We start from the raw sequence: 24,366 nt of genomic DNA on the forward strand, positions 1-24,366 counted from the left end.
GGCTACGCCGGTATTCCCACAGAAATCACGCCGCCAACTGCCCGCTGGCAAGTGCCTGCGAGGCGGCGAGCATCGCCCGTAGCAGCACCGCGCACCCGGCGGCAAGGTCTTGGGGCGTGGCGTTCTCGATCTCGTTATGGCTGATCCCTCCCTCGCACGGCACGAAGATCATCCCCGCCGGGCCTAACTCGGCAAGGAAGATCGCGTCGTGGCCGGCACCGCTGACGATGTCCATGTGCGCCAGGCCCAGATTGCGCGCTGAGTCACGCACCGCCTCGACACAGCCCTTGTCGAAGTACAGGGCCGGGAAGTCGGCGGTGGGTACCAGCTCGTAGCTCAGCCCGTGTTTCGCGGTGGTGGCTTCGATCACTTGACGCACCTCGGCGATCATCGCGTCCAGTTGCTGGCCTTCGAGATGACGCAAATCCAGGGTCATGCGCACTTCGCCGGGGATCACGTTGCGCGAGCCGGGGTAGGCCTGTAGGCAACCGACCGTGCCGCAAGCGTGGGGCTGGTGGGCGAGGGCGGTGCGGTTGACCGCCTCGACCACCGCGGCGGCGCCGACCAGGGCGTCCTTGCGCAGATGCATGGGGGTGGGGCCGGCATGGGCCTCGACGCCGCGCAGGGTCAGGTCGAACCACTTCTGGCCGAGGGCGCCGAGCACCACGCCGATGGTCTTGCCCTGGTCCTCGAGAATCGGGCCTTGTTCGATATGCGCCTCGAAATACGCGCCCACCGGATGACCGAGCACGGCGCGCTCGCCGGCATAGCCGATGGCGTTCAGGGCTTCGCCGACCGTCACGCCCTGGGCGTCTCGCTTGGCCAGGGTCTCTGCCAGGGTGAACTTGCCGGCGAACACCCCCGAACCCATCATGCACGGGGCGAAGCGCGAGCCTTCCTCGTTGGTCCACACCACCACCTCCAGCGGCGCCTCGGTTTCCACGCCGAGGTCGTTGAGGGTGCGGATCACCTCCAGCCCGGCCATCACGCCGAAGCAGCCATCGAACTTGCCACCGGTGGGCTGGGTATCGATATGGCTACCGGTCATCACCGCTGGCAGCTTGGGGTTGCGCCCGGGGCGGCGGGCGAAGATGTTGCCGACCGCGTCGATGCTGACACTGCAGCCGGCGGCCTTGGTCCATTGCACGAACAAGTCGCGCGCCTGGCGGTCGAGGTCGGTCAGGGCTAGGCGGCAGACGCCGCCTTTGGGTGTGGCGCCGAGGCGGGCGAGGTCCATCAGCGATTGCCACAGGCGCGCGCTGTCGATGTACCGCTCGGTGGATTGCAGGACTTCCTTGGCATGGATGGTCATGGGTATCTCCTCAGGCTGTTTTATTCTTCGGCCTTGTTCGCCGGCAAGTCGGCGCTCTTGGCACTGCACATCACTGATCGAATTAGCAGGGACCTGTGGGAGCAACTGTCTTGCTCAACTGCTAAAGCTAGCGCGATCCCTGTGGGAGCGGGCTTGCCCCGCGAACACCGGCGTAGCCGGTGCCAGGCACCGCGTCTCTTGCTTCGCGGCACAGGGAACATCATGGCAACGGCTTGGCCAGGCGTGCCGGGCCACGCAGCGCCAGACCGCCCAGGGCGTAGTAGAGCCCGCCGCCAAGCAGCGAGCCGGTGAACCAGCCGTAGTCGTAGAACCAGCTGAAACGGCTGTTGCCGATGGCCATCACGGTCAGCGCCACCGGCACCGCGAAGGCGGCGAAGCCGGCCCAGTTCCACGCCGGGTACACGTCGTCACGGTACAGCCCGGCCAAATCCAGTTGCTGGCGGCGGACCAGGAAGTAGTCCACCACCATGATCCCGGCGATCGGCCCGAGCAGGCTGGAGTAGCCCAGCAGCCAGTTGGAATAGACGCTTTCCAGGCTCAGGTCGGAGACGATCCAGCCGAGTTTCTTGAGCAGTTCGTGGCCCATCAGCGCCAGGCCGATGAAGCCGGTCAGCCATACCGCGCGGCTGCGCCCGATCAAGCGCGGGGCGATGTTCTGGAAATCGTTGGTGGGCGAGACGATGTTGGCCGCGGTGTTGGTCGACAGCGTGGCGATGATGATCAGCGCCATGGCCAGGGCCACCCAGCCCGGGCTCTGGATATGCCCAATCAGGCTGACCGGGTCGGACACCGTCTGGCCCACCAGCGAGGCCGAGGCGGCGGTCATGATCACGCCCAGCGAGGCGAACAGGAACATGGTCAGCGGCAGGCCGAAGATCTGCCCGAGGATCTGGTCCTTCTGGCTTTTCGCGTAGCGGCTGAAATCGGGAATGTTCAGCGACAGCGTGGCCCAGAAGCCGACCATGGCGGTGAGGCCGGCGCAGAAGTAACTCACCACGCTGGCCCCTTCGGGACGCTTGGGTGGCTGGGCCAGCAACTCGCTCATCGACATGTGCGGCAGCGCCCAGAACAGCAGGCCGACCCCGACCGCCACCAGCAGCGGCGCCGACAAGGTCTCGAGCCATTTGATCGACTCGGCGCCACGCAGCACCACCCACAGGTTCAGCGACCAGAACAGCATGAAGCCGATTACTTCGCCGGTTCCGCCCAGCGCCTTCCACTCGGGGAACAGCGAGCCGAGAAACAGGTGGATGGCCAGGCCGCCGAACATCGTCTGGATACCGAACCAGCCACAGGCCACCACCGCGCGGATCAGGCACGGCACGTTGGAGCCGAAGATGCCGAACGAGGCGCGCAGCAGCACTGGGAAGGGGATGCCGTATTTGGTGCCGGGGAAGGCATTGAGGGTGAGCGGAATGAGCACGATCAGGTTGGCCAGCAGGATCGCCAGCAGCGCTTCGCCGACGCTCAGGCCGAAGTAGGCGGTGAGCACGCCGCCGAGGGTGTAGGTGGGCACGCAGATCGACATGCCCACCCACAGCGCGGTGATGTGCCATTTGTTCCAGGTGCGCTGGTGCACCTTGGTCGGGGCGATGTCGTGGTTGTAACGGGGGCTGTCGAGGACGTCGCTGCCAGCGTCGAGCTCGAACAGGCCATGCTGCTCGATCACTTGCGATCTGCTCTGTTGCATGGGGTTCTCCAGGTCTTTTTTTCTTGTAGTTGTCGCTCATCGGGCTGACGCGATGGCCGGAGTACACACACCACGGTTACTGCACCTCCGGCCCGGCCAGGCGGTTGTGGCCTGCGTTTTCAACAAACGTGCCGGGAAAGCCTGCGGCTTCCCGGCGGGCCGCCGCCGACCGGAGGTAACTCACTGACTTGCAAGTACATTCTTCTGTTGCACAAAGTGCCCTGCGGCCAGGGCTGCAGTGGCGGGCAAGCGCACCGTGGTTCAAAGCGGTGCGTCATGGAGAACCACCCGGGTGGCCTGCCCGATCCCGTCCATGGCCAAACAGCTGAATGTGCGTAGAAAATCTTGACCAGTTTGGCTTTCTGTCAAGTGCGTCAAAATGGTGAGCGGGTGCTCGGTTTTAGTGAATTGATCAAAAAATACATATAAATCAATAAGTTAAAATTTATGATATTTGCTTATATTTTTTCTTGATCAATATCCGATCAGCAACTAGCCTCGATTCTTGTCAGGCCTGACAGGATTCGTTGCAGCCCCAGGCACTGGCTCGAAAATTCCAAGAACCGGCCAGAAGACCGGTCAGCCTGCGAGGAAAACGGCATGTCCCTGTTGATCCGTGGCGCCACCGTGGTCACCCACGAAGAGCATTACCCCGCCGATGTCCTGTGTGCCGATGGCCTGATCCGTGCCATCGGGCCAAACCTCGAAGCCCCCAGCGACTGCGAGATCCTCGACGGCAGCGGCCAGTACCTGATGCCTGGCGGCATCGACCCGCACACCCACATGCAACTGCCGTTCATGGGCACCGTGGCCAGCGAGGACTTCTTCAGCGGCACCGCCGCGGGGCTGGCGGGCGGCACCACTTCGATCATCGATTTCGTCATCCCCAATCCGCAGCAGTCGCTGCTCGAGGCCTTCCACACCTGGCGCGGCTGGGCGCAGAAGAGCGCAGCCGACTACGGTTTTCACGTCGCCATCACCTGGTGGAGCGAGCAGGTCGCCGAAGAGATGGGCGAGCTGGTGAGCCAGCATGGGGTCAACAGCTTCAAGCATTTCATGGCCTACAAGAACGCGATCATGGCCGCTGACGACACCCTGGTGGCCAGCTTCGAGCGTTGCCTGCAGCTCGGCGCGGTGCCGACGGTGCATGCCGAAAACGGCGAACTGGTCTTTCACCTGCAGAAAAAACTGCTGGCCCAGGGCCTGACCGGGCCCGAGGCGCACCCGCTGTCGCGCCCGTCGCAGGTCGAGGGCGAGGCCGCCAGCCGTGCCATCCGCATCGCCGAGACCTTGGGCACGCCGCTGTACCTGGTGCACGTGTCCAGCCGCGAGGCGCTGGACGAGATCACCTACGCCCGCGCCAAGGGCCAGCCGGTCTATGGCGAGGTGCTGCCGGGCCATCTGCTGCTGGATGACAGCGTCTACCGCGACCCGGACTGGGCCACTGCCGCCGGCTATGTGATGAGCCCGCCGTTCCGCCCCCGTGAACACCAGGAAGCACTGTGGCGCGGCTTGCAGTCGGGCAACCTGCACACCACCGCCACCGACCACTGCTGCTTCTGCGCCGAACAGAAAGCCATGGGGCGCAACGACTTCAGCCGCATCCCCAACGGCACCGCCGGCATCGAAGACCGCATGGCGGTGTTGTGGGATGCCGGGGTCAACAGCGGGCGCCTGTCGATGCACGAGTTCGTCGCGCTGACCTCCACCAATACCGCGAAGATCTTCAACCTGTTCCCCCGCAAGGGCGCGATCCGCGTCGGTGCCGACGCCGACCTGGTGCTGTGGGACCCGCAGGGTACCCGTACCATCAGCGCCCAGACCCACCACCAGCGGGTCGATTTCAACATCTTCGAAGGCCGCACCGTGCGTGGCGTCCCCAGCCACACCATCAGCCAGGGCAAGGTGCTCTGGGCCGATGGCGACTTGCGCGCCGAGCCGGGCGCGGGGCGCTATGTGGAGCGGCCGGCGTATCCGTCGGTGTACGAGGTGCTGGAGCGTCGGGCCGAACAGCAGCGGCCGACGCCGGTTCAGCGCTGAGAGCTTTCGCGGCGCAAGGCCGCTCCTACAAGGGCTCGCGTTCAGCTGTAGGAGCGGCCTTGTGCCGCGAAAGGGGCGCACAGCGCCCCCTGATAACAACACACATGCTCCTGTTGACTGCCATCCCCAGAACGGACCGATGCCTGACCAGCATCGCGCTCAATAAAAACAGAGAGGCTACAACCGTGATCGACGCCCTGAACCACTTGCCGCGCCCCCGGGCCGGCGCCGACCAGCTGGCCGAGGCCTTCAGCGACCTCGCGCCCCCGCTCACCGCCCGCCAGGCCGCCGTCGAAAGCGCGCGCTGCCTGTACTGCTACGACGCACCCTGCGTCACTGCATGTCCCAGCGAGATCGACATCCCTTCATTCATCCACCGTATCAGCGACGAGAACCTGCAAGGCGCCGCCGAACGCATCCTGTCGGCCAACATCCTCGGCGGCAGCTGCGCCCGGGTCTGTCCCACCGAAATCCTCTGCCAGCAAGCCTGTGTGCGCAACAACGCCCAGGAGTGCGCGCCGGTGCTGATCGGCCAGCTGCAACGCTATGCCCTGGACCATGCCGGCTTCACCGAGCATCCGTTCCAGCGCTCACCGGCCAGCGGCAAGCGTATCGCCGTGGTCGGCGCCGGCCCCGCCGGGCTGTCCTGCGCGCACCGTCTGGCCATGCACGGCCATGACGTGGTGATCTTCGAGGCGCGGGAGAAAGCCGGTGGCCTCAACGAGTACGGCATCGCTCGCTACAAGCTGGTGGACGACTATGCCCAGCGCGAAGTGGAATTCCTGCTGGGCATCGGCGGTATCGAAATTCGCCATGGCCAGCGCCTGGGCGACAACCTGTCGCTGGGCGAACTACAGGGGCAGTACGACGCGGTGTTCCTTGGCCTGGGCCTGGCCGCCGTGCGCCAGTTGGGCCTGCCGGACGAGGACGCGCCGGGCCTGCTGGCCGCCACCGACTACATTCGTGAGCTGCGCCAGGCCGACGACCTCACCCAACTGCCGCTGGCCGACCGTTGCCTGGTGATCGGCGCCGGCAACACCGCCATCGACATGGCCGTGCAGATGAGCCGCCTGGGTGCCCGCGACGTCAACCTGGTGTACCGCCGCGGCGTGTCCGACATGGGCGCCACCGGTCACGAACAGGAGATTGCCAAGCACAATCAGGTGCGCCTGCACACCTGGGCCCGGCCCGAGGCCGTGCTGCTGGATGATGCCGGGCGCGTGCGTGGCATGCGCTTCGCCCGCACGCAACTGGTCGACGGACGCTTCAGCGATACCGGCGAAACCTTCGAGCTGGCCGCCGACGCGATCTTCAAGGCCATTGGCCAACGCTTCGACGACGCAAGCCTCGGCGACCCGCTGGCCGCGCAACTGGCCCGTGATGGCGAGCGCATTCGCGTCGACGCGCAGATGCAGACCAGCGTGCCGGGCATCTACGCCGGCGGCGACTGCACCGCCCTGGGCCAGGACCTCACCGTCCAGGCCGTGCAACATGGCAAGCTGGCCGCCGAAGCCATCCATGCCCAACTCATGCTCAACGTGGAGGCTGCGTAAATGGCCGATTTGTCCATCGTGTTCGCCGGCATCAAGGCACCCAATCCGTTCTGGCTGGCCTCGGCGCCGCCTACCGACAAGGCCTACAACGTGGTCCGCGCCTTCGAGGCCGGGTGGGGCGGGGTGGTGTGGAAGACTCTGGGCGAGGACCCGGCGGCGGTCAACGTGTCGTCGCGCTACTCGGCGCATTACGGCGCCAACCGCCAGGTGCAGGGCATCAACAACATCGAGCTGATCACCGACCGTTCGCTGGAGATCAACCTGCGCGAAATCACCCAGGTGAAGCAGGCCTGGCCCGACCGTGCGTTGGTCGTGTCGCTGATGGTGCCGTGCGTCGAAGAGTCCTGGAAGTTCATCCTGCCGCTGGTGGAGGCCACTGGCGCCGACGGCATCGAACTCAATTTCGGCTGCCCGCATGGCATGCCCGAGCGCGGCATGGGCGCGGCGGTCGGCCAGGTGCCGGAGTACGTGGAGATGGTCACCCGCTGGTGCAAGACCCACTGCTCGCTGCCGGTGATCGTCAAGCTCACCCCCAATATCACCGACATCCGCCAGTCGGCCCGGGCGGCTCATCGGGGTGGCGCGGACGCGGTGTCGCTGATCAACACCATCAACTCGATCACCAGCGTCGACCTCGAGCGCATGGTTGCCCACCCCATCGTCGGCGACCAGAGCACTCACGGCGGTTACTGCGGCTCGGCGGTCAAGCCAATCGCCTTGAACATGGTCGCGGAAATCGCCCGCGATCCCGAGACCCATGGTTTGCCGATCTGTGGCATTGGCGGCATCGGCAACTGGCGCGATGCCGCCGAGTTCATCGCTCTGGGCAGCGGCGCGGTGCAGGTGTGCACGGCGGCAATGCTGCATGGTTTTCGCATCGTCGAAGACATGCAGGACGGCCTGGCGCGCTGGATGGATCAGCACGGCTATCGCGACCTGGCGGCATTCCGTGGGCAGGCGGTGGGGCATACCACCGACTGGAAGTACCTGGACATCAACTACAAGTCGGTGGCGCATATCGACCAGGATGCCTGTATTGGCTGCGGGCGTTGCCACATTGCCTGCGAGGACACCTCGCACCAGGCCATCGCCAGCACCCTGAAGGCCGACGGCAGCCACGCCTACAGTGTGATCGAGGCCGAGTGCGTGGGCTGCAACCTGTGCCAGATCACCTGCCCGGTGGAGGGCTGCATCGACATGCTTGCGCAGGACACTGGCAAGCCGTACATGAACTGGACCCAGGACCCACGCAATCCCTACCGCGAGGCCGGTTGAGGCGCTTGAGTGACTGCCTTGCCCGGACTGCTCGATCTAGCTCGATCCCACAGGTGTGGTGCATGCCCTGAGGTCGGCGCGGTCACTGTGGGAGCGGCTTCAGCCGCGAACACCGGCGCAGCCGGTGCCGGGCAGCGCAGTGTCTACATAGCAATCGGCGTTTCATGCAGGCAGCGCCAGAGCACCCCGGTGGCCGTGCATTCAACGATCGCCAGCGACCAGCGCCGCGTCTGCAACCCTTCCACTCGGTGGGTTTCCCGGTAGCGCAGCGCCACATGCGCCCCGGCCTGCCATGCCACCTGCACCTCATCGACCAGAATCTCAAGCCCGGGCCGTGCCCCGGCGGCAGCTTTGAACAACTGCTCGACCTGCTGGCGCTCCAGTACCTTGCCAGCCATGCCGACCATGCTGAAGTCCTCGGCAAACATTGCCATCAGCCCACCCAGCACAGCCTGGGTTTCTGCTGCCGGGCGCGTGAAGACCAGGTGGATCAGTTCATGGACGTGATGGATGCTGCGCTCGGCGCGGGCAATGGCGTTATCGGGCATGTCGAGTGGGCTCCAGGGGAAGGGCGCGCAGGCACAGGGCAGGAAGGAGTCCCAGCACTGCCGCCAAGGCAAAGGTCAGGTGATAGGCGTGGCGGGTGTCGGGCCACAGGTTGAACAGCATCAGCAGCCAGGTGGCGCCAACGCTGAAGGCCATCTGTCGGTTGAGGTTCCATAGCACGCTGGCCTGCTGGGTGCGTTCGCCGCTGAAATCCAGCAAGGCGGTGGTCTGCGCGGTATTGGCGCCCATGCCGCCGCCGAACCCCATCAGGCCATAGGCGACGATCAGCCAGGGTGCGTCCGCCGCATGCTCGACCAGCACCAGCAGGGCGATCCCCAGGCTGTGCAGGAGCAGGCCAAGCAGCAACAGGCGGCGGGCCTCGACGCGGTTGTAGAGGCGGCCGACCACCAGCATCGCGATGAGGGCGCCGGCCGCGTAGATGATCATGTACAGGCCGGTGGCCTGGGCACTCAGGCCGAGCACCGTCTGCAGGTAGAAGATATTCAGCAGGTTGACCCCGGTGAACACGCCGGGAATCGCGTGATAGACCAGCATCGATACGCGCAGGCGAGCACTGGCGAGCAGGCGCAGCTCGACGATGCCGTGGCCATGGCGTCGGTAGTGGCCGCGGTACAGCACGGCGCATCCCAACCCCGCCGCCAGGCTTGCCAGGAGCACGGCACCGCCATGGCCGGCACCGTACAGCGACATCCCCAGCAGCAGGCAGGCGAGGGCGCCACTGACCAGCAACAGGCCTTTGAAATCCGGACGTGGTTGCCGGGTACCGGGCGCCTCGCCAATCCAGGCCCAGGCCAGCGCGGCAGTCAGCAGGGCCAGGGGCAGGTTGGCGTGAAACACCCACGGCCAGCTGTAGCGATCGACGATCAGCCCACCGACGCTCGGCGACAGCGCCGGTGCCAGCAGCGCCACGGCCATCACCAGGGTGGAGACACGGGCCCGTTCGGCACCCTGGAACAGGTTGAACGTCAGGGCCTGGCCCAGTGGGATCAGCAAGCCGCCGGCCATGCCCTGGGCCAGGCGCCAGGCGACCAGGGCGGCAAAGCTCGAGGCCTGGCCGCAGCCCCAGGCGCTGATGGCGAACGCCAGCATCGAGGTCGCCAGCACCTGGCGCGCACCGCAGCGCCCGGCCAGCCAGGTGCTCAGCGGGATGACCAGGGTCAGCCCAAGCATGTAGGCGTTCGCCACCCAGGCGCTGGCGGCGCTGCCGACGGCGAAATCACTGCTGATCCTGGGCAGGGCCACGGCGGGCATGAAAATGTTGATGCAATCGATGAAGAAGCCGAACAGGAACACGGTTGCGACGCGGTAGCGATAGGTCATTGGCAGTCTGGGTTCCAGGGCCGTTTTCAAGCGCGCAGCCTAGGTGCGTGGACTGCCCCTGTCGATGTCGCTACCCTTGAAACTCTGTTTGATGGAACTGAACAATGCTGCGTACGGCCCTCCACACCCAGTTCAATCGGGTGCAGACCTTTCTGGCGGTGGTCGACTTTGGCTCGTTCACCAAGGCGGCGGATTTTCTTGGCATCAGCAAGGCCATGGCCAGCCAGCACGTCAAGGCGCTGGAGCAGGCGCTGGGCGTGACCCTGCTGCTGCGTACCACGCGGGCCGTTGCCCTGAGTGAAACCGGGCAAGGTTTCTATGACGACTTCAAGGTGATCGTCGCCGACGTCGAAGGTGCCTTCGACACGGTGATGCAGCGCCACAACGGTGTGTCGGGCAGGCTGCGCATCAGCACCACCGGCGAGTATGGCGAGCGTTTCATCCTGCCATTGATCCCGGTGTTCGCCGCGCGTTACCCCGGGCTTTCGATCAGCTACGACATCGACTCGGCGTTGAACGACCTGGTGGCCGAGCGCCTTGATCTGGTGGTGCGGCTGGGGACCCTGGTCGATTCGAACCTGCGCAGCCGCCAGCTGGCCGAGTACGACATCCTGCTGGTGGCCGCGCCAGACTTCCTGGCCCGGCATGTCATCACCCAGCCCGCGGACCTGGCGCATGTGCCATGGATCGCCAACAGCAACCTGCAAAGCCCCACCACCTGGACCTTGCAGTCGACGGCGCAGACCGTGAGTGTCAGTGGGCGGGCGGCGCACCAGTCCAACGTGTCCCATGCCATTCGCGCGCTGGCCTGCGCGGCGCTGGGGGTGGCGGTGTTGCCGGCCTGGCTGGTCGAGCACGACCTGGCCTGCGGCCGCTTGCAGCGAGTGTTGCCGGACTACCGCCTGCCGGCGCAGCCGGTCAGCGTGGTGTATCCGAACAGCAGCCATGTACCGTACAGGACGCGGTTATTCATTGACTTCTTGAGTGAGCATTTGCAGGGCTGAACAGCCTGGCACCGGCTGTGCCGGTGTTCGCGGCTGAAGCCGCTCCCACAGGGACCGCGCTAGCTTTAGCAGTTGAGCAAGACAGTTGCTCCCACATCTGTTTCAGGCCAGTCAATCCTGTGCCATTGCCTGGTCCGCCTTGGTGGCTTGACGCAGTTTCAGCGTCAGCGCTACTGCCGCCTCACCTGTCTCAAGACATGTACCAAGGCTGGCAACCATGGCCTGACAGGTTCGGCACGTTGCAACAAATGTAGGAGCGGCCTTGCGTCGCGATGCGCCGCGCGGGCGGCGCTCGATCTGATAGGCGCTGCAGTGCTTGCGGCGGACACCTCGGTCAATAGCCTCGCGCCCGAAAACCTTGAAAGTGATGGGCGCTAAGGCTCCAACCCTATACCCCGCAGTATCACACTGGTAACCGTCTGCACCGCGCTTTCGAAGGCGAGGTCCGACAGCGGCTCGCCACCATTGAGCAGCGTCACCTGGTAGCCGAAGTCGGCATAGTGCTGGGTCGCCGCCCAGATCATGTAGAGCAGCGCCGACGGCTCCACCGGCAGGATGCGCCGGTCCTCGACCCAGCTGCGAATCTTCGCCTGCTTGAGCTGTGCCCAGGGCACCAGCGCGTCGTCCAGGCTCGCCCCCAGCAGTGGCGCGCCGTGCAGCATCTCCTCGGCCCAGATCTTCGAGCCCAGCGGGCGCGAACGCGAATGGCCCATCTTGGCGCGGATATAGCTGGTCAGCACCACCCGAGGGTCGTCGAAGCGCTCGAAGCACAGGGCATCCTGTTTCCATACCTCCAGCAGGTCCTGGAGCACCGCGCGGTACAGATCGTCCTTGGTGCTGAAGTAGTAATGCAGGTTGGAGCGCGGCAGTTGCGCCTGCTCGGCGATATCGCCCATGGAGGTGGCGCCGTAGCCCTTGTCGGCGAATACCCGCTCGGCGGCGAGCAGGATCTTTTCGACATTGCGTCGGCGGATCTCGATCTTGTGGTTGGCCATGGGCGGTCCGTGTTGAGCTGAACAGGCCAAGGCTAACAGCTTTGCCAGGGGCAGGGTAAAGCCTTTGCCGAGGTCAGACGAGCCAAGCCAACAGGGCCAGGACCAGGATCAGCAGGCCGATGGCAGCCGTCCAGTCGGCGTCGCGTCTGTCGCTGAGCCAGCCACCCGGGCGTGGATGACGCCCGAGGCTGAACAGCTTGACCACGGGCCAACCCAACGGATAGCAGAGCCCGCGCAACAGCAGGTCGATCAGCACGCTGGTGAGCAGATCCATCAGGGCTGCCTGGTTGCGAGCAGGGCCAGGGCGCACTGGCTGGCCCGGCGCAAGTCCGCCGCGGGCGTGCCGTCGCGAGCCTGGATGGAGATGCCGTGGAGCAGGGTGGCATAGAGCTGACCCAGGGCCTCGACGTCGGTGCCGGCGGCTAGCTGGCCCTGCTCCTTGGCTTCGCGCAGGCGTTCGATGATCGATTCGCTGCGCAGGCGCCGATGTTCGCCCAGCCAGTGCTGGACGCCACAGTTTTCCGGGCCCGTGCCAAGGGCGGCACTGACCACCAGGCAGCCTTTGGGCGCATCGGCGCGGGTATAGGTGGTGATGGCGTCCTCGAACATCCGCGTGAGCGCCTGGCGGATGTCCGGCAGGGCCAGGGCGCGGTCGGCGAAGCCGCCTTCGTCCGCTTCGTACAGCGCCACGGCTTGTTCGAACAGCTGCTGCTTGCTGCCGAAGGCTGCATAGATACGTGCGGAGGCGATGCCCAGCGCAGCCACCAGCGTCGCCATCGAGGTGCCTTCATAGCCGTGCTCCCAGAACGCCTGCATGGCTTGGCGCAGTGCCTGTTGCTTGTCGAATTCCCGAGGTCGTCCTGCCATTGCCCATCTGCCTGATTGCGCGAAACAGCCATTTTAGCCAAATCACGATTGACGGCCAGCCGTGTTCGAATCTATTGTTTGTTGATCGACAAATAATTGGAAGAAATGCATGAAAACGCTCAAAGGCCCCAGCTTGCACTTGGCCCAGTTCAGCCGTGACGAGCCACCGTTCAACACCTTGGAGAGCATCGCCGACTGGGCGGCGGAGCTAGGTTTCAAGGGGTTGCAGGTGCCGGCCTGGGACGCGCGGTTGTTCGACCTGGAGCTGGCGGCGCAGAGCATGGGCTACTGTCAGGAGATCAGTGGCCGGCTGGCCGCGCGTGGCTTGCAGATCAGCGAGCTGAGCACCCACTTGCTTGGCCAACTGGTCGCCGTGCACCCGGCCTATGACCCGCTGTGCGACGCCTTCGCGCCCACCGCGCTGGCCGGGCAACCGGCCGCTCGCACCGACTGGGCCATCGCCCAGATGAAACTGGCGGCGCGGGCCAGCCGCAACCTGGGCCTGGATGACATGGGCACCTTCTCTGGCGCGTTGGCCTGGCCATATCTGTTTCCGTTTCCACAGCGCCCCAAGGGCTTGGTGGAGGCCGCGTTCGAGGAACTGGCGCGGCGCTGGCGGCCGATCCTCGACAGTTGTGACGAACAGGGCGTGAACCTGTGTTTCGAGATCCACCCCGCCGAGGACCTGCACGATGGCACCAGCTTCGAGCGTTTCCATGCCCTGGTGGACGAACATGCGCGTTGCCGCATGCTGTTCGACCCCAGTCATTTCGTGCTGCAGCAGCTCGATTACCTGGCCTTCCTCGATCTCTATCACCCGCTGATCCGTATGTTTCACGTCAAGGATGCCGAGTTCAACCCCACTGGCCGGCAGGGGCTCTATGGCGGCTACAGCGACTGGGCCGAGCGCGCCGGTCGCTTCCGCTCGCTGGGTGATGGGCAGGTGGACTTCAAGGCGATCTTCTCCAAGCTGGCCCAGTACGATTACGCGGGCTGGGCGACCCTGGAGTGGGAGTGTTGCCTCAAGGACCAGGCGGTCGGTGCCCGCGAGGGGGTCGAATTCATCAACCGCCATATTATCCAGGTCACCGGGCAGGTCTTCGATGATTTCGCCGGTGCGCCACTGGACGCTGGGCAGATCCAGCGCTTGCTGGGCCTGGGCACGCAGGTGCGGGCATGAGCCGGCGCAGCGAGGCGCTGGGCGAGGCGTGCGCCCATGTCTATGTGCAGGTGGACGGGCTGCGCCTGCATTGTGCGGTCATGGGGGAGGGCGAGCCGGTGCTGTTGGTGCCGGGATGGCCGCAGACCTGGTACGCCTGGCGGCATGTGATGCCGATCCTGGCGGCGCGAGGCTTCCGTGCGATCGCCATCGACCCGCCGGGCCTGGGGGACTCGGACCGCCCCGAGCAAGGCTACGATACCGGCAATGTCGCTCGTTTGCTGCATGCCGCCATGACCCGACTGGGGCATGAGCGCTATCACTTGGTTGGCCACGATGTGGGCATGTGGGTGGCGTACGCCTTGGCCAGCGATATTCCGCAGGCCGTCCGCTCGCTGGCCGTGGCCGAAGCGGTGATACCCGGGTTGGCCGAGGCACCGACGATTTTCGTGGCGCCGCAGGAGAACATCTTCTTGTGGCACTTCCTGTTCAACCAGGTGCGGGATTTGCCGGAATTCCTGGTCGCAGGCCGTGAAGAGGGCTATCTCAACTTCATCTTCGATCGTTGGGCGGTCAGGCGTCATGCGGTGGCCTCGGATGTGTATATCCGCGCCTATTCGTCACCGGGAGGGATGCGTGGCGGGCTTGCCTATTACCGGGCGATTCCCGAAACCATCCGGCAGAACCGTGAACGAGCCAGGCGCCCATTGACGATGCCGGTGCTGGCGATCGGCGCCGCCCAGGCCACGGGCGATGCACCCTTGCGCACGCTACAGGGACATGCGCGCTCGGTGCGGGGCGTGATCGTGCCGGACTGTGGGCATTTCGTCATGGAAGAGGCGCCGGTGCCATTCAATGAGCACCTGTTGGCCTTCCTTCAGGAGGTTGATGTCAACCGCTGATCACGGCGCCGGCCTTGGCGGCGTCGGTCACTGCCTGCTCATGGTCGGCGCGCAGTACCGCGAGCTTGCGCCGTTCATATTCCACCTGGCCCAGGCCTTGGCGCTGCAGGGCCTCGAGCTGCAATTGACGGGTTTCCTCGGCACTGTACGGGCGCAGTTCGGGGTGGTTGGCGCAACCGCTGAGCACGGCAAGGCCGAGGATGGTCAGGGCGGCGAGCAGCAGACGGGTAGTGGTGTTCATCGGGCGCTTCCAGCGGTCGGGATTCAGGGTGGTGAATCGATGAACCCAGGGTATTGCCCGTGTCGGATCATGAGAAATTGAGCTTCTCGATAGTGACTATTGAGGCGCTTGCGCGAGCGGGCATGGCTTGAGGCCAGCGCGATTAGCGCGGCATGTAGCCCAACTGCCAGGCCCGCGGGATGAATCGTGTCACCAATGCCAGCACGCAGGCCAACCCGCTGCCGGCCGCCAGCGCCCTCACGCCCAGCCATTGCTCCAGCCACGCCCCCAGCGCGGCGCCCAGCAGCATGCCGCTCCAGGGCACCAGCTGCACGCGCCAGCCAGGCCGTCGCTCGCCCAGCAGCCAGCGCCCCAGGCCCCGGCCAAAGCGTGACAGCGCGCCGGTGACATAGGTCAGCCCGATGGGCAGGCCGTTCACCTGCTCGACTACGGCATTGAGCATGCCCATGGCCAGGGTGGCCGCGATCAGCGCGGGGAAGGTGATCGACGCAGGCCAGGCCGCGGCGAAGGCCAGCAGGGTGGCGACGATCAGCAGCAAGGGCGCGGCGCGCCGGTTCAGGCGCCGGGCCAGCAGGACGCCCAGGGTGTTGCCCAGTACAAAGCCAAGGATCGCCAGGACCAGGCGCAGCATCAGCGCCAGGTCCGCCTGGCTGATGGCCACCGCCAGGCGCGTGGTGTTGCCGCTCATGAACGAGACGAAGTCGCCCAGCGCCAGCAGGCCAATGGCATCGGTCATGCCGGCCAGCACCGACAGCCCGGCCACCAGCCCCAGGCCGACCCGTCCGCGCAAGGCCTGCAAGCGAATGCGACGGGCACTGTGCTGGGAGGAAGCGGTGGGTAGCATGAGGCGGGGCTCCGGGGCAGGCAAACTGATGTTATACCCGTAGTCAGGCCTGGCGCATAAGCATGCAGCGCAGTTCGAGGCTCAAAGGGTGAGCGGTAGACCGAGCATCTGTCAGACTTCACTCGCCTGTGAACGGGATGACGAACATTACGGCAATATCCCAGCTATCAGGCCTGCGATATGACCAGTTTTACCAGCGCCTGCAGCCAGGCACTTTGTAAGCATGCGATGCGCTATTAGCGCCACAGTGACTGTCATTACCCTTTTTTCTGAAACTGAAAAGATTAGGTTGCTAAGCCAGAGTCAGCTACACAACGTTGGCCAAGATAAACGCTTGCGGGAAGAAATGATACTCGCTTGTGCAGCCGGCAAGTCAGGCAGCGTCTGTGAGTCGTTGAGTCTGGAGTGAAAACAAACTATGCGTAATTTCAACTTTGGAGGGTAGGTCGCATGGAGTAAAAATTACCAGAAGGCCGAAGACATCAGCAGATCGTCTGATTGATGTCTTCAGTCAGGGGCGTGTTGGAGGTGTCAACGTTTGAACGGCTTTTCGTCATGCTCTGCTTGTTGGTCAGGCGGATTCTTATAGTCTTTGGTTGAGATGATTACCAAGTCGAGGTCAATCTTTGTAAAAACTCCGGACTGGTCGACTATAGTGCCTTGCAGATAGTTTCTATGAATGCTGGGGTTGTAACTCAGTAAGCACTTAGCCATGGTCGAATCCTGGTCCAATTGACCACTATACCAAACGCCCTTGGTGGATTTAAGGTTAAAGAATAACTGGGGATTACCCATGTTTGAGTTGGATAGTTGAAGTTCCTCTGCCTGAAGAGAAATCCCCTTGTCTTTGGTATTCATTTTGTATCCCTCTATTGGATTGGGTAGTGTTGCGATGGCAAGTATTGTGTTTGCTGTTTTTTGGTGCAACTGTTAAGGCTTCTAGTTTACTAGCCGTTTAATCCGTGCTGGGTGGGTGTATGTGCGGTGCTTTTCGAGTTTCGTGCAAGTTTCATGTCTGCGTATGTGGTAAGCGCCTTTTTACATTTTCAGGCCATGGCCTTGCGCATGGGGATGCAGGACAGTTCGAGGCCAAAGGGCGACTGGTAGGTCGATAACGCGTCGCCGACGTAGCCGCAGTTGCGATAGAACGCGGCGGCGTTGAGGGTGGCGTCCAGATGGACCGTTTCCAGGCCCTTGGCCCGGGCCATGCCTTCGAGGTGTTCGACCATCCTGCGGGCGATGCCCCGGCCCATGAACGACGGCAGCACGAACAGCGCGCCCAGCTCGCCGCTGTGCAGGTCGAGCATGCCGGTGGCGGCAATCGTGCCGTCCACGCAGGCAAGGTGGAAATGGTCGGCGACCAGCGCTGCATAGCCTTCAGTGAACGGTACGTCGGCCCAGGCCTGGGCCAGCGCGTCGCCGTAGGCCTCGGCGCATTGATGCAGGATTGCCTGGCGGCGGATGGTGTAGGTTTCCAGCGCGTCGTGGCGGCTGGCGCGGCGTATCTCGAGCATGGGTTCCCTCCCGGTTGAGCCCGGATGATAACAAGGGCGTCCGGGAAAACGCTGATTGGCGCGGTGCAATGGGATTGTGCTGTTCAATCAGCGTGGCAGGTCGCATGCTGCCGGCTTCCCGCAAGCACAGTGTCGAGGCAGGCAATGGATACGCCCGTGGTAATGATCAATGGCCTGATCGGCTGCTTGGATCACCCGGCGTTTCAGCGCACCCTGCGACCAAGGAAGGTGTTCGCCCCGGACCTGCTCGGCTACGGTAGCCTGTACGACACGCTATCGACGCTGGTCGACATCGACGCCCAGGTCGAGCACCTGCGGCGGATCCTGATGGCGCGCAACCTGCCCTATGTGCACCTGCTAGGTCATTCCGTAGGCGGGGTGGTGGCGATGCTGTTCGCTCGGCGCTATCCGGCCAGCGTGGCGAGCGTGATTAGTGTTGAGGGCAATTTCACCTTGAAGGACGCGTTTTGGTCGGCGTCGGTGGCGCGTATGGCCCCAGTCGAGGCCGAGGCGTTGTTGCAAGGTTATCGTGACGATGCCTCTGCCTGGCTGGCCCGCTCCGGCATCATGGCCGATCCTGGGCGCCTGGCCCTGGCGGACCAGTGGCTGGCCCACCAGGGCGCGGGCACGCTGCAGGCCATGGCGCGCTCGGTGGTCGCGGTGACCGGCGTACCAGGCTACCTGGCGGAACTGCGTACGTTGTTCGCCACGACACCGGTGCACCTGGTCGTCGGCGAACATTCGCGGGCTGGCTGGGATGCACCGCACTGGGCCGAGGAGCAGGCGGCCAGTTTTACTGTGCTGCCACGAGTGGGGCATCTGATGATGCTCGAAGACCCGCAAGGCTTCGCCAAAGCCATCGCCCGCCTGCTGGACTGACTTCGTTCAGAACGATCCCGTCTGCACCTCGCCGCTGCGCACATAATGGGCCAGCAGTACCCCGTTGGGCGTACTGCTCGATTCCACCAGCTTGAAGGCTGCGGCCTGTGCGTCGTCACCGAACAGGCGCTTGCCGCGTCCCAGCAGCAGGGGATGGATCAACAGGCGCAGCTCGTCCACCAGCCCTGCCGCCAGCAGCTGGCGCACCAGTTCACCGCTGCCCTGGGTCAGTAGCGCCGGGCCGTCCTGTCGCTTGAGCGTGCGCACCGCCTCCGTCACATCGGTGCCCAAGGGGTGGCTGTTTTTCCAGTCAATGGATTCGGGGCGGTGGGTGGCAACGTGCTTGGCCACGCCATTGAACAGGTCGGCCAACGGGCGATCCGGGGCTTCGGGCCCAACCTCAGGCCAGAACCCGGCGAAGATGTCGTAGGTGCGTCGCCCCAACAGCAGTTCGAACGGTTGGCTGAACAAGGCCTGCATGGCCTGGCCGAAGGCCTCGTCGGCCAGCGGTGGGATCCAGCCGCCGTGGCTGAAGCCGCCGCTGGTGTCTTCCTGCGGGCCGCCGGGGGCCTGCATGACGCCGTCGAGGGTGATGAAGGCGGCGACGATGAGCTTGCGCATGGGATGAATCTCCTCGGAGGGGTGTGCTGGATGGTCGAACGGGGGCGGCGAAAATCGACAGCAGTGCTGAACGATAGTCAGGGTTCGACGGATGGGGGCACGGGAGGAGAGAACACGGGGAAACGCGGTCACCTGCAGGAACGACTAAAGCCGCTCCTGCAGGGGGTTCGACTACAGCCAGTAGGTCACCGCCCACCAGCCCAGGCCGCCCATGACCACGGTATAGGGCAATGCCATCCACACCATGCGCCCATACGACAGGCGAATCAGTGGCGCGATCGCCGAGGTCAGCAGGAACAGGAACGCCGCCTGGCCATTGGGCGTGGCCACGCTGGGCAGGTTGGTGCCGGTGTTGATCGCCACCGCCAGGGTCTCGAAGTGCTCACGGCTCATGGCACCGTTGAGGAAGGCCTGCTTGACCTCGGTGATGTAGATGGTGGCGACGAACACGTTGTCGCTGATGGCCGACAACAGGCCGTTGGCCAGGTACAACATGCCCGGCTGCTGTTCGCTGGGCAGTGCCAACACCCAGGCGATCAGCGGGCTGAACAGCTGCTGCTGGTGGATCACCGCAACCACCGCGAAGAACACCACCAGCAGCGCGGTGAACGGCATGGCGTCCTGGAACGCGCGGCCCAGGCGATGTTCGTCGGTGATGCCGGTGAAGGCGGTGATCAGCACGATCACCAGCAGGCCGATCAGCCCGACCTCGGCGATGTGCAGGCCCAGGCAGACGATCAGGATCAGCGCGGCCAGGCCTTGCACCACCAGGGCCACACGTTGAGCCTGGGAGCGCGCGGCATCGTCCTCGGCGGCGTAGGCCGCCAGCACCTGGCGTACCGGTTCGGGCATCAGCGTGCCATAGCCGAACAGGCGCAGCTTCTCCAGCAGCACGCAGGTGACCAGGCCGGCGGCCAGTACCGGCATCGATACCGGGGCGACCTGGTGGAAGAACTCGGCGAAGTGCCAGCCCATCTCGTGGCCGATCAGCAGGTTCTGCGGCTCGCCCACCAGGGTGCACACGCCACCCAGGGCCGTGCCCACCGCGCCGTGCATCAGCAGGCTGCGCAGGAAGGCGCGGAACTGCTCGAGGTCCTCGCGGTGCAGTTGGGGAATGTGCTGGTCGCTGTCCAGCGCGCTGTCCTCGCGTGGGTTGGCGCCGGAGGCGACACGGTGGTACACGGCGTAGAAGCCCACTGCGGCACTGATGATCACCGCGGTTACGGTCAAGGCGTCGAGGAACGCCGAGAGGAACGCCGAGAGCACGCAGAACAACAGGCTCAGGACGGCCTTGGAGCGCACACCGAGCAGAATCCGCGAGAACAGGAACAGCAGCAGCTCCTTCATGAAGTGAATGCCGGCGACCATGAACATCAGCAGCAGGATCACCGGAAAGTTGTGCTGCAGCTCTTCATACAGGGCCTCGGGCGTGGTCATGCGCAGTAACAGCGCCTCGACCAGCAGCAGGCCGCCCGGCATCAGGGGGTAGCATTTGAGCGCCATCCCCAGGGTGAAGATGAACTGGATCACCAGCACCCAGCCGGTGACCACCGGGCCGAGGGTTGCCAGCAGCAACGGGTTGAGGACCAGGAACAGGCAGATGACGGCCTTGTACCAACGCGGCGACTGGCCCAGGAAGCTGTGGACGAGGGCGCCGGTCAGGGAACGGGACATGAATTTGTATCCTTTTGATTCAGCAGTGCCGCACGGTGCCCCATCAGGGCGCAGGGTGCAAGGGATCCAGTCCCGCTTTTGGCACATGTGCGGCCTTGCGGGTGCGCTAAGATCCTGGGTTGTGAATCCTTTCCCCAATGGAGTGCCGTCCGTGACCGAATACACTGCGTTCAAGGTTGAACTGACCGACAACATCGCCCACGTACAGATCAACCGTCCGGAAAAAATCAACGCCATGAATGCGGCGTTCTGGGAGGAAATCGTCGAGATCTTCCAGTGGATCGACGACACCGACGCAGTGCGGGCAGTGGTGATCAGCGGCGCCGGCAAGCATTTCTCCTCGGGCATCGACCTGATGATGCTGGCCTCCCTGGCCCAGCAACTGGGCAAGGACACCGGCCGCAACGCCCGTGTGCTGCGTCGTACCATTCTGCGCCTGCAAAGCTCGTTCAACGCCGTGGACAATTGCCGCAAGCCGGTGCTGGCGGCGATCCAGGGCTATTGCATTGGCGGCGCCATCGACCTGGTCTCGGCCTGCGACATGCGCTACTGCGCCAGCGACGCGCAGTTCTCGATCAAGGAAATCGACATGGGCATGGCCGCCGATGTCGGCACCTTGCAACGTTTGCCGCGTATCATCGGCGACGGCATCCTGCGCGAACTGGCCTACACCGGGCGCACGGTCGATGCCCAGGAGGCGCTGCGCATCGGTCTGGTCAACCGCGTCTATGATGACCAGGCGGCGCTGTTGGACGGGGTCTTTGCCATCGCCCGCGAGATTGCCGCAAAATCGCCGATCGCCGTGGCCGGCACCAAGGAGATGCTCAGCTACATGCGTGACCATCGCATCGATGATGGCCTTGAGTACATCGCCACCTGGAACGCCGCCATGCTGCAGTCCGAAGACTTGCGGGTGGCCGTGGCCGCCCACATGAGCAAACAGCAACCGACGTTCGCCGACTGACCGGGTTGGCGGGCGCCCTCTAGGAACCCGAACCATGTCAGCACGCTGGACTACCGCAGTACTCGACCCGCAGATCACCGGGGGGCTGGCTGTCGCCCGCAGCCCGGAAGGGTTCCTGGTGGACGCCAATGGCGCGCTGTTCCCCCGTGACTGGCTCAAGCGCCAGGACCTCGATGTGCTGTGCGAGCACGGTATCGGCCACTTCGATGGTCAGCCGGTATTCCTGCTGGAATTGCGCAGCGCCGGTGAAGTGCCAGGCTGTCACTGGCAGGGGTTGCGCCGTTTCATGCTCGAAGGCGACTTCGATACCTATACCGTGCTGGGCTATGCCGCGCAGATCGGCACCTGGGCCCGCGAGCATCGCTTCTGTGGCAGCTGCGGTCAGCCGATGACGCAGATTCGCTGGGAGCGGGCGATGTACTGCCAGCCCTGTGATTTGCGCAGTTACCCGCGGATTTCGCCGAGCATGATCGTGCTGATCACCCGTGGCGACGAGGTGCTGCTGGCGCGTTCGCCGCGTTTTGTCGCCGGGGTCTACAGCACCCTGGCCGGCTTTGCCGAACCGGGTGAGTCGGCCGAGGACTGCCTGGTGCGTGAGGTGCGTGAAGAGGTGGCGGTGGAAGTGCAGAACATCCAGTACGTTGGCAGCCAGTGCTGGCCGTTTCCGCATTCGATGATGCTGGGGTTTCATGCCGAGTACGCGGGAGGGGAGATCGTGATGCAGCCGGATGAGATCGAGGATGCGCGGTGGTTCAGTGTGCACGATTTGCCGCCGTTGCCGGCGGGGCGGTCGATTGCGCGGTATCTGATCGATTTGTATGTGGCGCGGCGGTTGGGGTTGGTGGAGCCTGTTTTGCCTGCTTGATGTTTGGTTGTTGTTGTTGTTGTTGTTGTTGTTGTTGTTGTTGTTGTTGTTGTTGTTGTTGTTGTTGTTGTTGTTGGTTTTGACGTTGTATGCGCATTCATTTGCGATGTCGACGCTTAGTCACCTTTTCGCCTTTACGGCGAGTTCCTTTTTGTCGTGGCAAAAAGGAACCAAAAACCGTGCGCTCCATTCATCCGGCCCTGCGCTTCGCTCCGGGTTCCCTCACTCCGGCCTTGCTCCCGGGAGGACCGCGCTGTAGGGCCCATCCTGGGCCCCAGCGCTTGACGGGCATCCATGCCCGTCACCTCCCTCCGCAAGGCCTGCGTTCGGCCTCCTGAAGTCGCGAAGTTAGGAGCGGCGCCTGCACTGGCGCAGCTGTCGCTAGTTGCATATCTGTGATCTCCAGGGCCCTTTCGCGGGCAAGCCCGCTCCCACGGGAGAGTGGTGGAAGTTGAAAATATGCATAACCCTGTGGGAGCGGGTTTACCCGCGAAAGGGCCGGAGCAGTCAATATTTAAATAACTGCCAGAAATTAATTTAAACCTTTGCTCTTGCTCTTGCTCTTGCTCTTGCTCTTGCTCTTGCTCTTGCTCGTGCTCTTGCTTCTAAGCGCGCGATAGTTCAGGCGCCGCCAATTGCGACTTCAGGAGGCCGAGCGGAGTTCTTGCGAAGGGAGGTGACGGGCATGGATGCCCGTCAAGCGCTGCGCCCCAGGATGGGGCGTTCAGCGCGGTCCTCCCGGGAGCAAGAACGGAGCGAGGGGACCCCGGAGCGCAGCGCAGGGGCCGGATGAATGGAGCGGAACGGTTTTGCCTACTTTTGCCAAGACAAAAGTAGGCCGCCGTTGAACTGACCCCCGAAAGTTGGACGGGGTACGCTATGGGTTCAGCGCTTGGGTCCGAAATTGTACCGGACTCAAGCCATTCAGTCTTAGACTTATACGCTCTTGGTTGTAGTAGGCGATGTAGTCCTCAAGGCCTGACGCCAGTTGTTCAACACTCTCAAACGATTGCAAATAGAAAAACTCGCTCTTGAGTGTGCCAAAGAAGCTTTCCATCGCGGCATTGTCCAGGCAGTTACCCTTACGCGACATACTCTGTTGTATTTTCTTTCTGCCCAGCATATGTCGATAAGCGGGCTGTCGGTATTGCCAGCCCTGATCGGAGTGCAATATCGGTTTGTCATCTGGGTTCAGCCGCTCGAAAGCTTGCTCCAACATCGCCGACACCATCTTGAACTCAGGGCGCGGATTGATCTGATAGGCAAGAATTTCGCCGTTGTACAGGTCCATCACAGGCGAAAGAAACAGCTTCTGCCCTTTCACCTTGAACTCTGTCACATCGGTTACCCATTTCTGATTAGGGGCTTCCGCCTTGAACTCACGCTTGAGCAGATCAGATGCAACAAGCCCTTCGGAACCTCGGTAGGAGCGATATTTCTTCACTTTTACCAGCGATTTCAGATCCATTAACTGCATCAACCGCTGCACCTTCTTGTGATTGATCACCTCGCCATGGCACCCAAGCACGGCGGTGATGCGGCGATAGCCGTACCGCCCCTTATGCCTGTGATAGACACTCTTGATGCGTTCTTTGAGGGCCGCATGCTTGTCGGCCACCAAGGCTTTGCTTTGGTAATAGAAGGTACTGCGTGCCAGCCCTGCAGCACGTAACAGCAGAGCCAGTCGATGTTCATGCCTCAATCCTTGGACAGCCTGCGCTTTCTTGGTTGCGCAGTGCGTGGATCCGCTTGGATCAAGGCATCGAGCTTTTTTAGATAGGCATTCTCCGCACGTAAATACTCCAGCTCTTCGAGCATTTGCTTAGGTGTCAACTCAGCATCTGCAGGCTTAGCAGGGCTTACGTTGGGTTGTTCTGATGCTTTGCGGGGCATACTGGATTCTCGGGCACGATGCGGGTGAAGTGCTTCTAGTCCGCCTTCATCGTACAACCTTTTCCATTGCCTGATGCTACTCGGGCCACGAATATCAAACTGTATGCAGGCTTGCTGGGCTGACAGTCCGTCTTGCTCGATGCACTGCAAAACCTTCAACTTGAAC

At 63.6% G+C, this 24,366-nt stretch carries 24 protein-coding genes and 1 pseudogene; 9 read left to right on the forward strand and 16 right to left on the reverse strand.

Annotated elements, in window-relative coordinates; all coding sequences use genetic code 11:
- Nucleotides 1-25: 25 nt before the first annotated feature.
- Together HU772_RS09775 and HU772_RS09780 are read right to left on the reverse strand one after the other, a co-directional pair.
- Complete coding sequence (locus HU772_RS09775) at nt 26-1,312, reverse strand: Zn-dependent hydrolase (RefSeq protein WP_186660951.1); 1,287 nt, start codon at nt 1,310-1,312, stop codon at nt 26-28.
- A gap of 220 nt (nt 1,313-1,532) precedes the next feature.
- On the reverse strand, nt 1,533-3,023 hold the full coding sequence (locus HU772_RS09780; RefSeq protein WP_186660949.1) for an NCS1 family nucleobase:cation symporter-1: 1,491 nt from the start codon (nt 3,021-3,023) through the stop codon (nt 1,533-1,535).
- 600 nt (nt 3,024-3,623) lie between these two features.
- On the opposite strand from HU772_RS09780, the gene hydA reads away from it, so the two are divergent.
- From hydA to preA, 3 genes are all read left to right on the forward strand, one after another.
- The gene (gene hydA / locus HU772_RS09785) at nt 3,624-5,063 is read left to right on the forward strand and encodes a dihydropyrimidinase (RefSeq protein WP_186660948.1); all 1,440 of its coding nucleotides are present in this window, start codon (nt 3,624-3,626) and stop codon (nt 5,061-5,063) included.
- A 185-nt stretch (nt 5,064-5,248) separates the two neighbouring features.
- Nucleotides 5,249-6,616, forward strand: coding sequence for an NAD(P)-dependent oxidoreductase (locus tag HU772_RS09790; RefSeq protein WP_186660946.1), 1,368 nt, complete (start codon nt 5,249-5,251; stop codon nt 6,614-6,616).
- Nucleotides 6,617-7,891 (forward strand): NAD-dependent dihydropyrimidine dehydrogenase subunit PreA, encoded by a 1,275-nt coding sequence (gene preA, locus HU772_RS09795; RefSeq protein ID WP_186660945.1) that lies wholly within the window; start codon nt 6,617-6,619, stop codon nt 7,889-7,891.
- Between the two features lie 143 nt (nt 7,892-8,034).
- Here preA and HU772_RS09800 read toward each other — a convergent pair whose 3' ends face one another.
- Both HU772_RS09800 and HU772_RS09805 read right to left on the reverse strand, forming a co-directional pair.
- Nucleotides 8,035-8,439: a DUF4440 domain-containing protein gene (locus HU772_RS09800; protein WP_186660944.1), complete on the reverse strand. Its 405-nt coding sequence runs from the start codon at nt 8,437-8,439 to the stop codon at nt 8,035-8,037.
- A complete protein-coding gene (locus tag HU772_RS09805) occupies nt 8,429-9,778 on the reverse strand; it encodes an MFS transporter (RefSeq protein ID WP_186660943.1) in 1,350 nt (449 codons plus the stop codon). Before HU772_RS09805 ends, HU772_RS09800 begins: the two co-directional genes overlap by 11 nt.
- A 104-nt stretch (nt 9,779-9,882) precedes the next feature.
- Between HU772_RS09805 and HU772_RS09810 the strand changes: the two genes are divergently transcribed.
- Nucleotides 9,883-10,782 (forward strand): LysR family transcriptional regulator, encoded by a 900-nt coding sequence (locus HU772_RS09810; RefSeq protein ID WP_186660941.1) that lies wholly within the window; start codon nt 9,883-9,885, stop codon nt 10,780-10,782.
- A gap of 374 nt (nt 10,783-11,156) precedes the next feature.
- Here HU772_RS09810 and HU772_RS09815 read toward each other — a convergent pair whose 3' ends face one another.
- The 3 genes from HU772_RS09815 to HU772_RS09825 form a co-directional block, all read right to left on the reverse strand.
- On the reverse strand, nt 11,157-11,777 hold the full coding sequence (locus tag HU772_RS09815; RefSeq protein ID WP_186660940.1) for a TetR/AcrR family transcriptional regulator: 621 nt from the start codon (nt 11,775-11,777) through the stop codon (nt 11,157-11,159).
- Nucleotides 11,778-11,850: 73 nt separating this feature from the next.
- Entirely contained in the window at nt 11,851-12,051 is a 201-nt protein-coding gene (locus HU772_RS09820) for a hypothetical protein (RefSeq protein WP_186660938.1), read from the reverse strand.
- Nucleotides 12,051-12,644, reverse strand: coding sequence for a TetR/AcrR family transcriptional regulator (locus HU772_RS09825; protein ID WP_186660937.1), 594 nt, complete (start codon nt 12,642-12,644; stop codon nt 12,051-12,053). Before HU772_RS09825 ends, HU772_RS09820 begins: the two co-directional genes overlap by 1 nt.
- Before the next feature lie 109 nt (nt 12,645-12,753).
- On the opposite strand from HU772_RS09825, the gene HU772_RS09830 reads away from it, so the two are divergent.
- Both HU772_RS09830 and HU772_RS09835 read left to right on the forward strand, forming a co-directional pair.
- Entirely contained in the window at nt 12,754-13,824 is a 1,071-nt protein-coding gene (locus tag HU772_RS09830) for a sugar phosphate isomerase/epimerase family protein (RefSeq protein WP_186660936.1), read from the forward strand.
- Nucleotides 13,821-14,705 (forward strand): alpha/beta fold hydrolase, encoded by an 885-nt coding sequence (locus tag HU772_RS09835; protein ID WP_186660934.1) that lies wholly within the window; start codon nt 13,821-13,823, stop codon nt 14,703-14,705. Before HU772_RS09830 ends, HU772_RS09835 begins: the two co-directional genes overlap by 4 nt.
- Here the strand turns inward: HU772_RS09835 and HU772_RS09840 are convergent.
- The 4 genes from HU772_RS09840 to HU772_RS09855 form a co-directional block, all read right to left on the reverse strand.
- Nucleotides 14,695-14,946, reverse strand: a complete 252-nt coding sequence (locus HU772_RS09840) for a hypothetical protein (RefSeq protein WP_186660932.1) — start codon at nt 14,944-14,946, stop codon at nt 14,695-14,697. The genes HU772_RS09835 and HU772_RS09840 overlap by 11 nt on opposite strands.
- A 142-nt stretch (nt 14,947-15,088) precedes the next feature.
- Nucleotides 15,089-15,790, reverse strand: a complete 702-nt coding sequence (locus tag HU772_RS09845) for a YoaK family protein (RefSeq protein WP_186660930.1) — start codon at nt 15,788-15,790, stop codon at nt 15,089-15,091.
- A 531-nt stretch (nt 15,791-16,321) separates the two neighbouring features.
- Nucleotides 16,322-16,648, reverse strand: a complete 327-nt coding sequence (locus tag HU772_RS09850) for a hypothetical protein (protein WP_186660929.1) — start codon at nt 16,646-16,648, stop codon at nt 16,322-16,324.
- 188 nt (nt 16,649-16,836) lie between these two features.
- On the reverse strand, nt 16,837-17,304 hold the full coding sequence (locus tag HU772_RS09855) for a GNAT family N-acetyltransferase (protein WP_186660927.1): 468 nt from the start codon (nt 17,302-17,304) through the stop codon (nt 16,837-16,839).
- 144 nt (nt 17,305-17,448) lie between these two features.
- Here HU772_RS09855 and HU772_RS09860 point away from each other — a divergent pair, with 144 nt between their 5' ends.
- The gene (locus HU772_RS09860; RefSeq protein WP_186660925.1) at nt 17,449-18,183 is read left to right on the forward strand and encodes an alpha/beta fold hydrolase; all 735 of its coding nucleotides are present in this window, start codon (nt 17,449-17,451) and stop codon (nt 18,181-18,183) included.
- Between the two features lie 6 nt (nt 18,184-18,189).
- Here HU772_RS09860 and HU772_RS09865 read toward each other — a convergent pair whose 3' ends face one another.
- Together HU772_RS09865 and nhaB are read right to left on the reverse strand one after the other, a co-directional pair.
- The gene (locus HU772_RS09865) at nt 18,190-18,804 is read right to left on the reverse strand and encodes a dihydrofolate reductase family protein (RefSeq protein WP_186660923.1); all 615 of its coding nucleotides are present in this window, start codon (nt 18,802-18,804) and stop codon (nt 18,190-18,192) included.
- Nucleotides 18,805-18,975: 171 nt separating this feature from the next.
- Nucleotides 18,976-20,478, reverse strand: coding sequence for a sodium/proton antiporter NhaB (gene nhaB / locus HU772_RS09870; protein ID WP_186660921.1), 1,503 nt, complete (start codon nt 20,476-20,478; stop codon nt 18,976-18,978).
- 151 nt (nt 20,479-20,629) lie between these two features.
- Between nhaB and HU772_RS09875 the strand changes: the two genes are divergently transcribed.
- Both HU772_RS09875 and nudC read left to right on the forward strand, forming a co-directional pair.
- Nucleotides 20,630-21,442: a crotonase/enoyl-CoA hydratase family protein gene (locus tag HU772_RS09875; RefSeq protein WP_186660920.1), complete on the forward strand. Its 813-nt coding sequence runs from the start codon at nt 20,630-20,632 to the stop codon at nt 21,440-21,442.
- Between the two features lie 34 nt (nt 21,443-21,476).
- Entirely contained in the window at nt 21,477-22,307 is an 831-nt protein-coding gene (nudC, locus tag HU772_RS09880) for an NAD(+) diphosphatase (protein ID WP_186660919.1), read from the forward strand.
- Between the two features lie 877 nt (nt 22,308-23,184).
- On the opposite strand, the gene HU772_RS09885 is transcribed toward nudC, so the two are convergent.
- The 3 genes and pseudogenes from HU772_RS09885 to HU772_RS25115 form a co-directional block, all read right to left on the reverse strand.
- On the reverse strand, nt 23,185-24,009 hold the full coding sequence (locus HU772_RS09885; RefSeq protein ID WP_217858787.1) for an IS3 family transposase: 825 nt from the start codon (nt 24,007-24,009) through the stop codon (nt 23,185-23,187).
- Nucleotides 24,006-24,200 carry a hypothetical protein gene (locus HU772_RS24935; RefSeq protein ID WP_225923176.1) on the reverse strand — a complete coding sequence of 65 codons (195 nt, stop codon included), beginning with the start codon at nt 24,198-24,200 and terminating at the stop codon, nt 24,006-24,008. The genes HU772_RS09885 and HU772_RS24935 overlap by 4 nt, the downstream gene beginning before the upstream one ends.
- A gap of 69 nt (nt 24,201-24,269) precedes the next feature.
- A pseudogene (locus HU772_RS25115) lies at nt 24,270-24,359 on the reverse strand (hypothetical protein); the annotation flags it as partial.
- Nucleotides 24,360-24,366: the final 7 nt, after the last annotated feature.

Source organism: Pseudomonas xantholysinigenes, assembly GCF_014268885.2.
Taxonomy (GTDB): domain Bacteria; phylum Pseudomonadota; class Gammaproteobacteria; order Pseudomonadales; family Pseudomonadaceae; genus Aquipseudomonas; species Aquipseudomonas xantholysinigenes.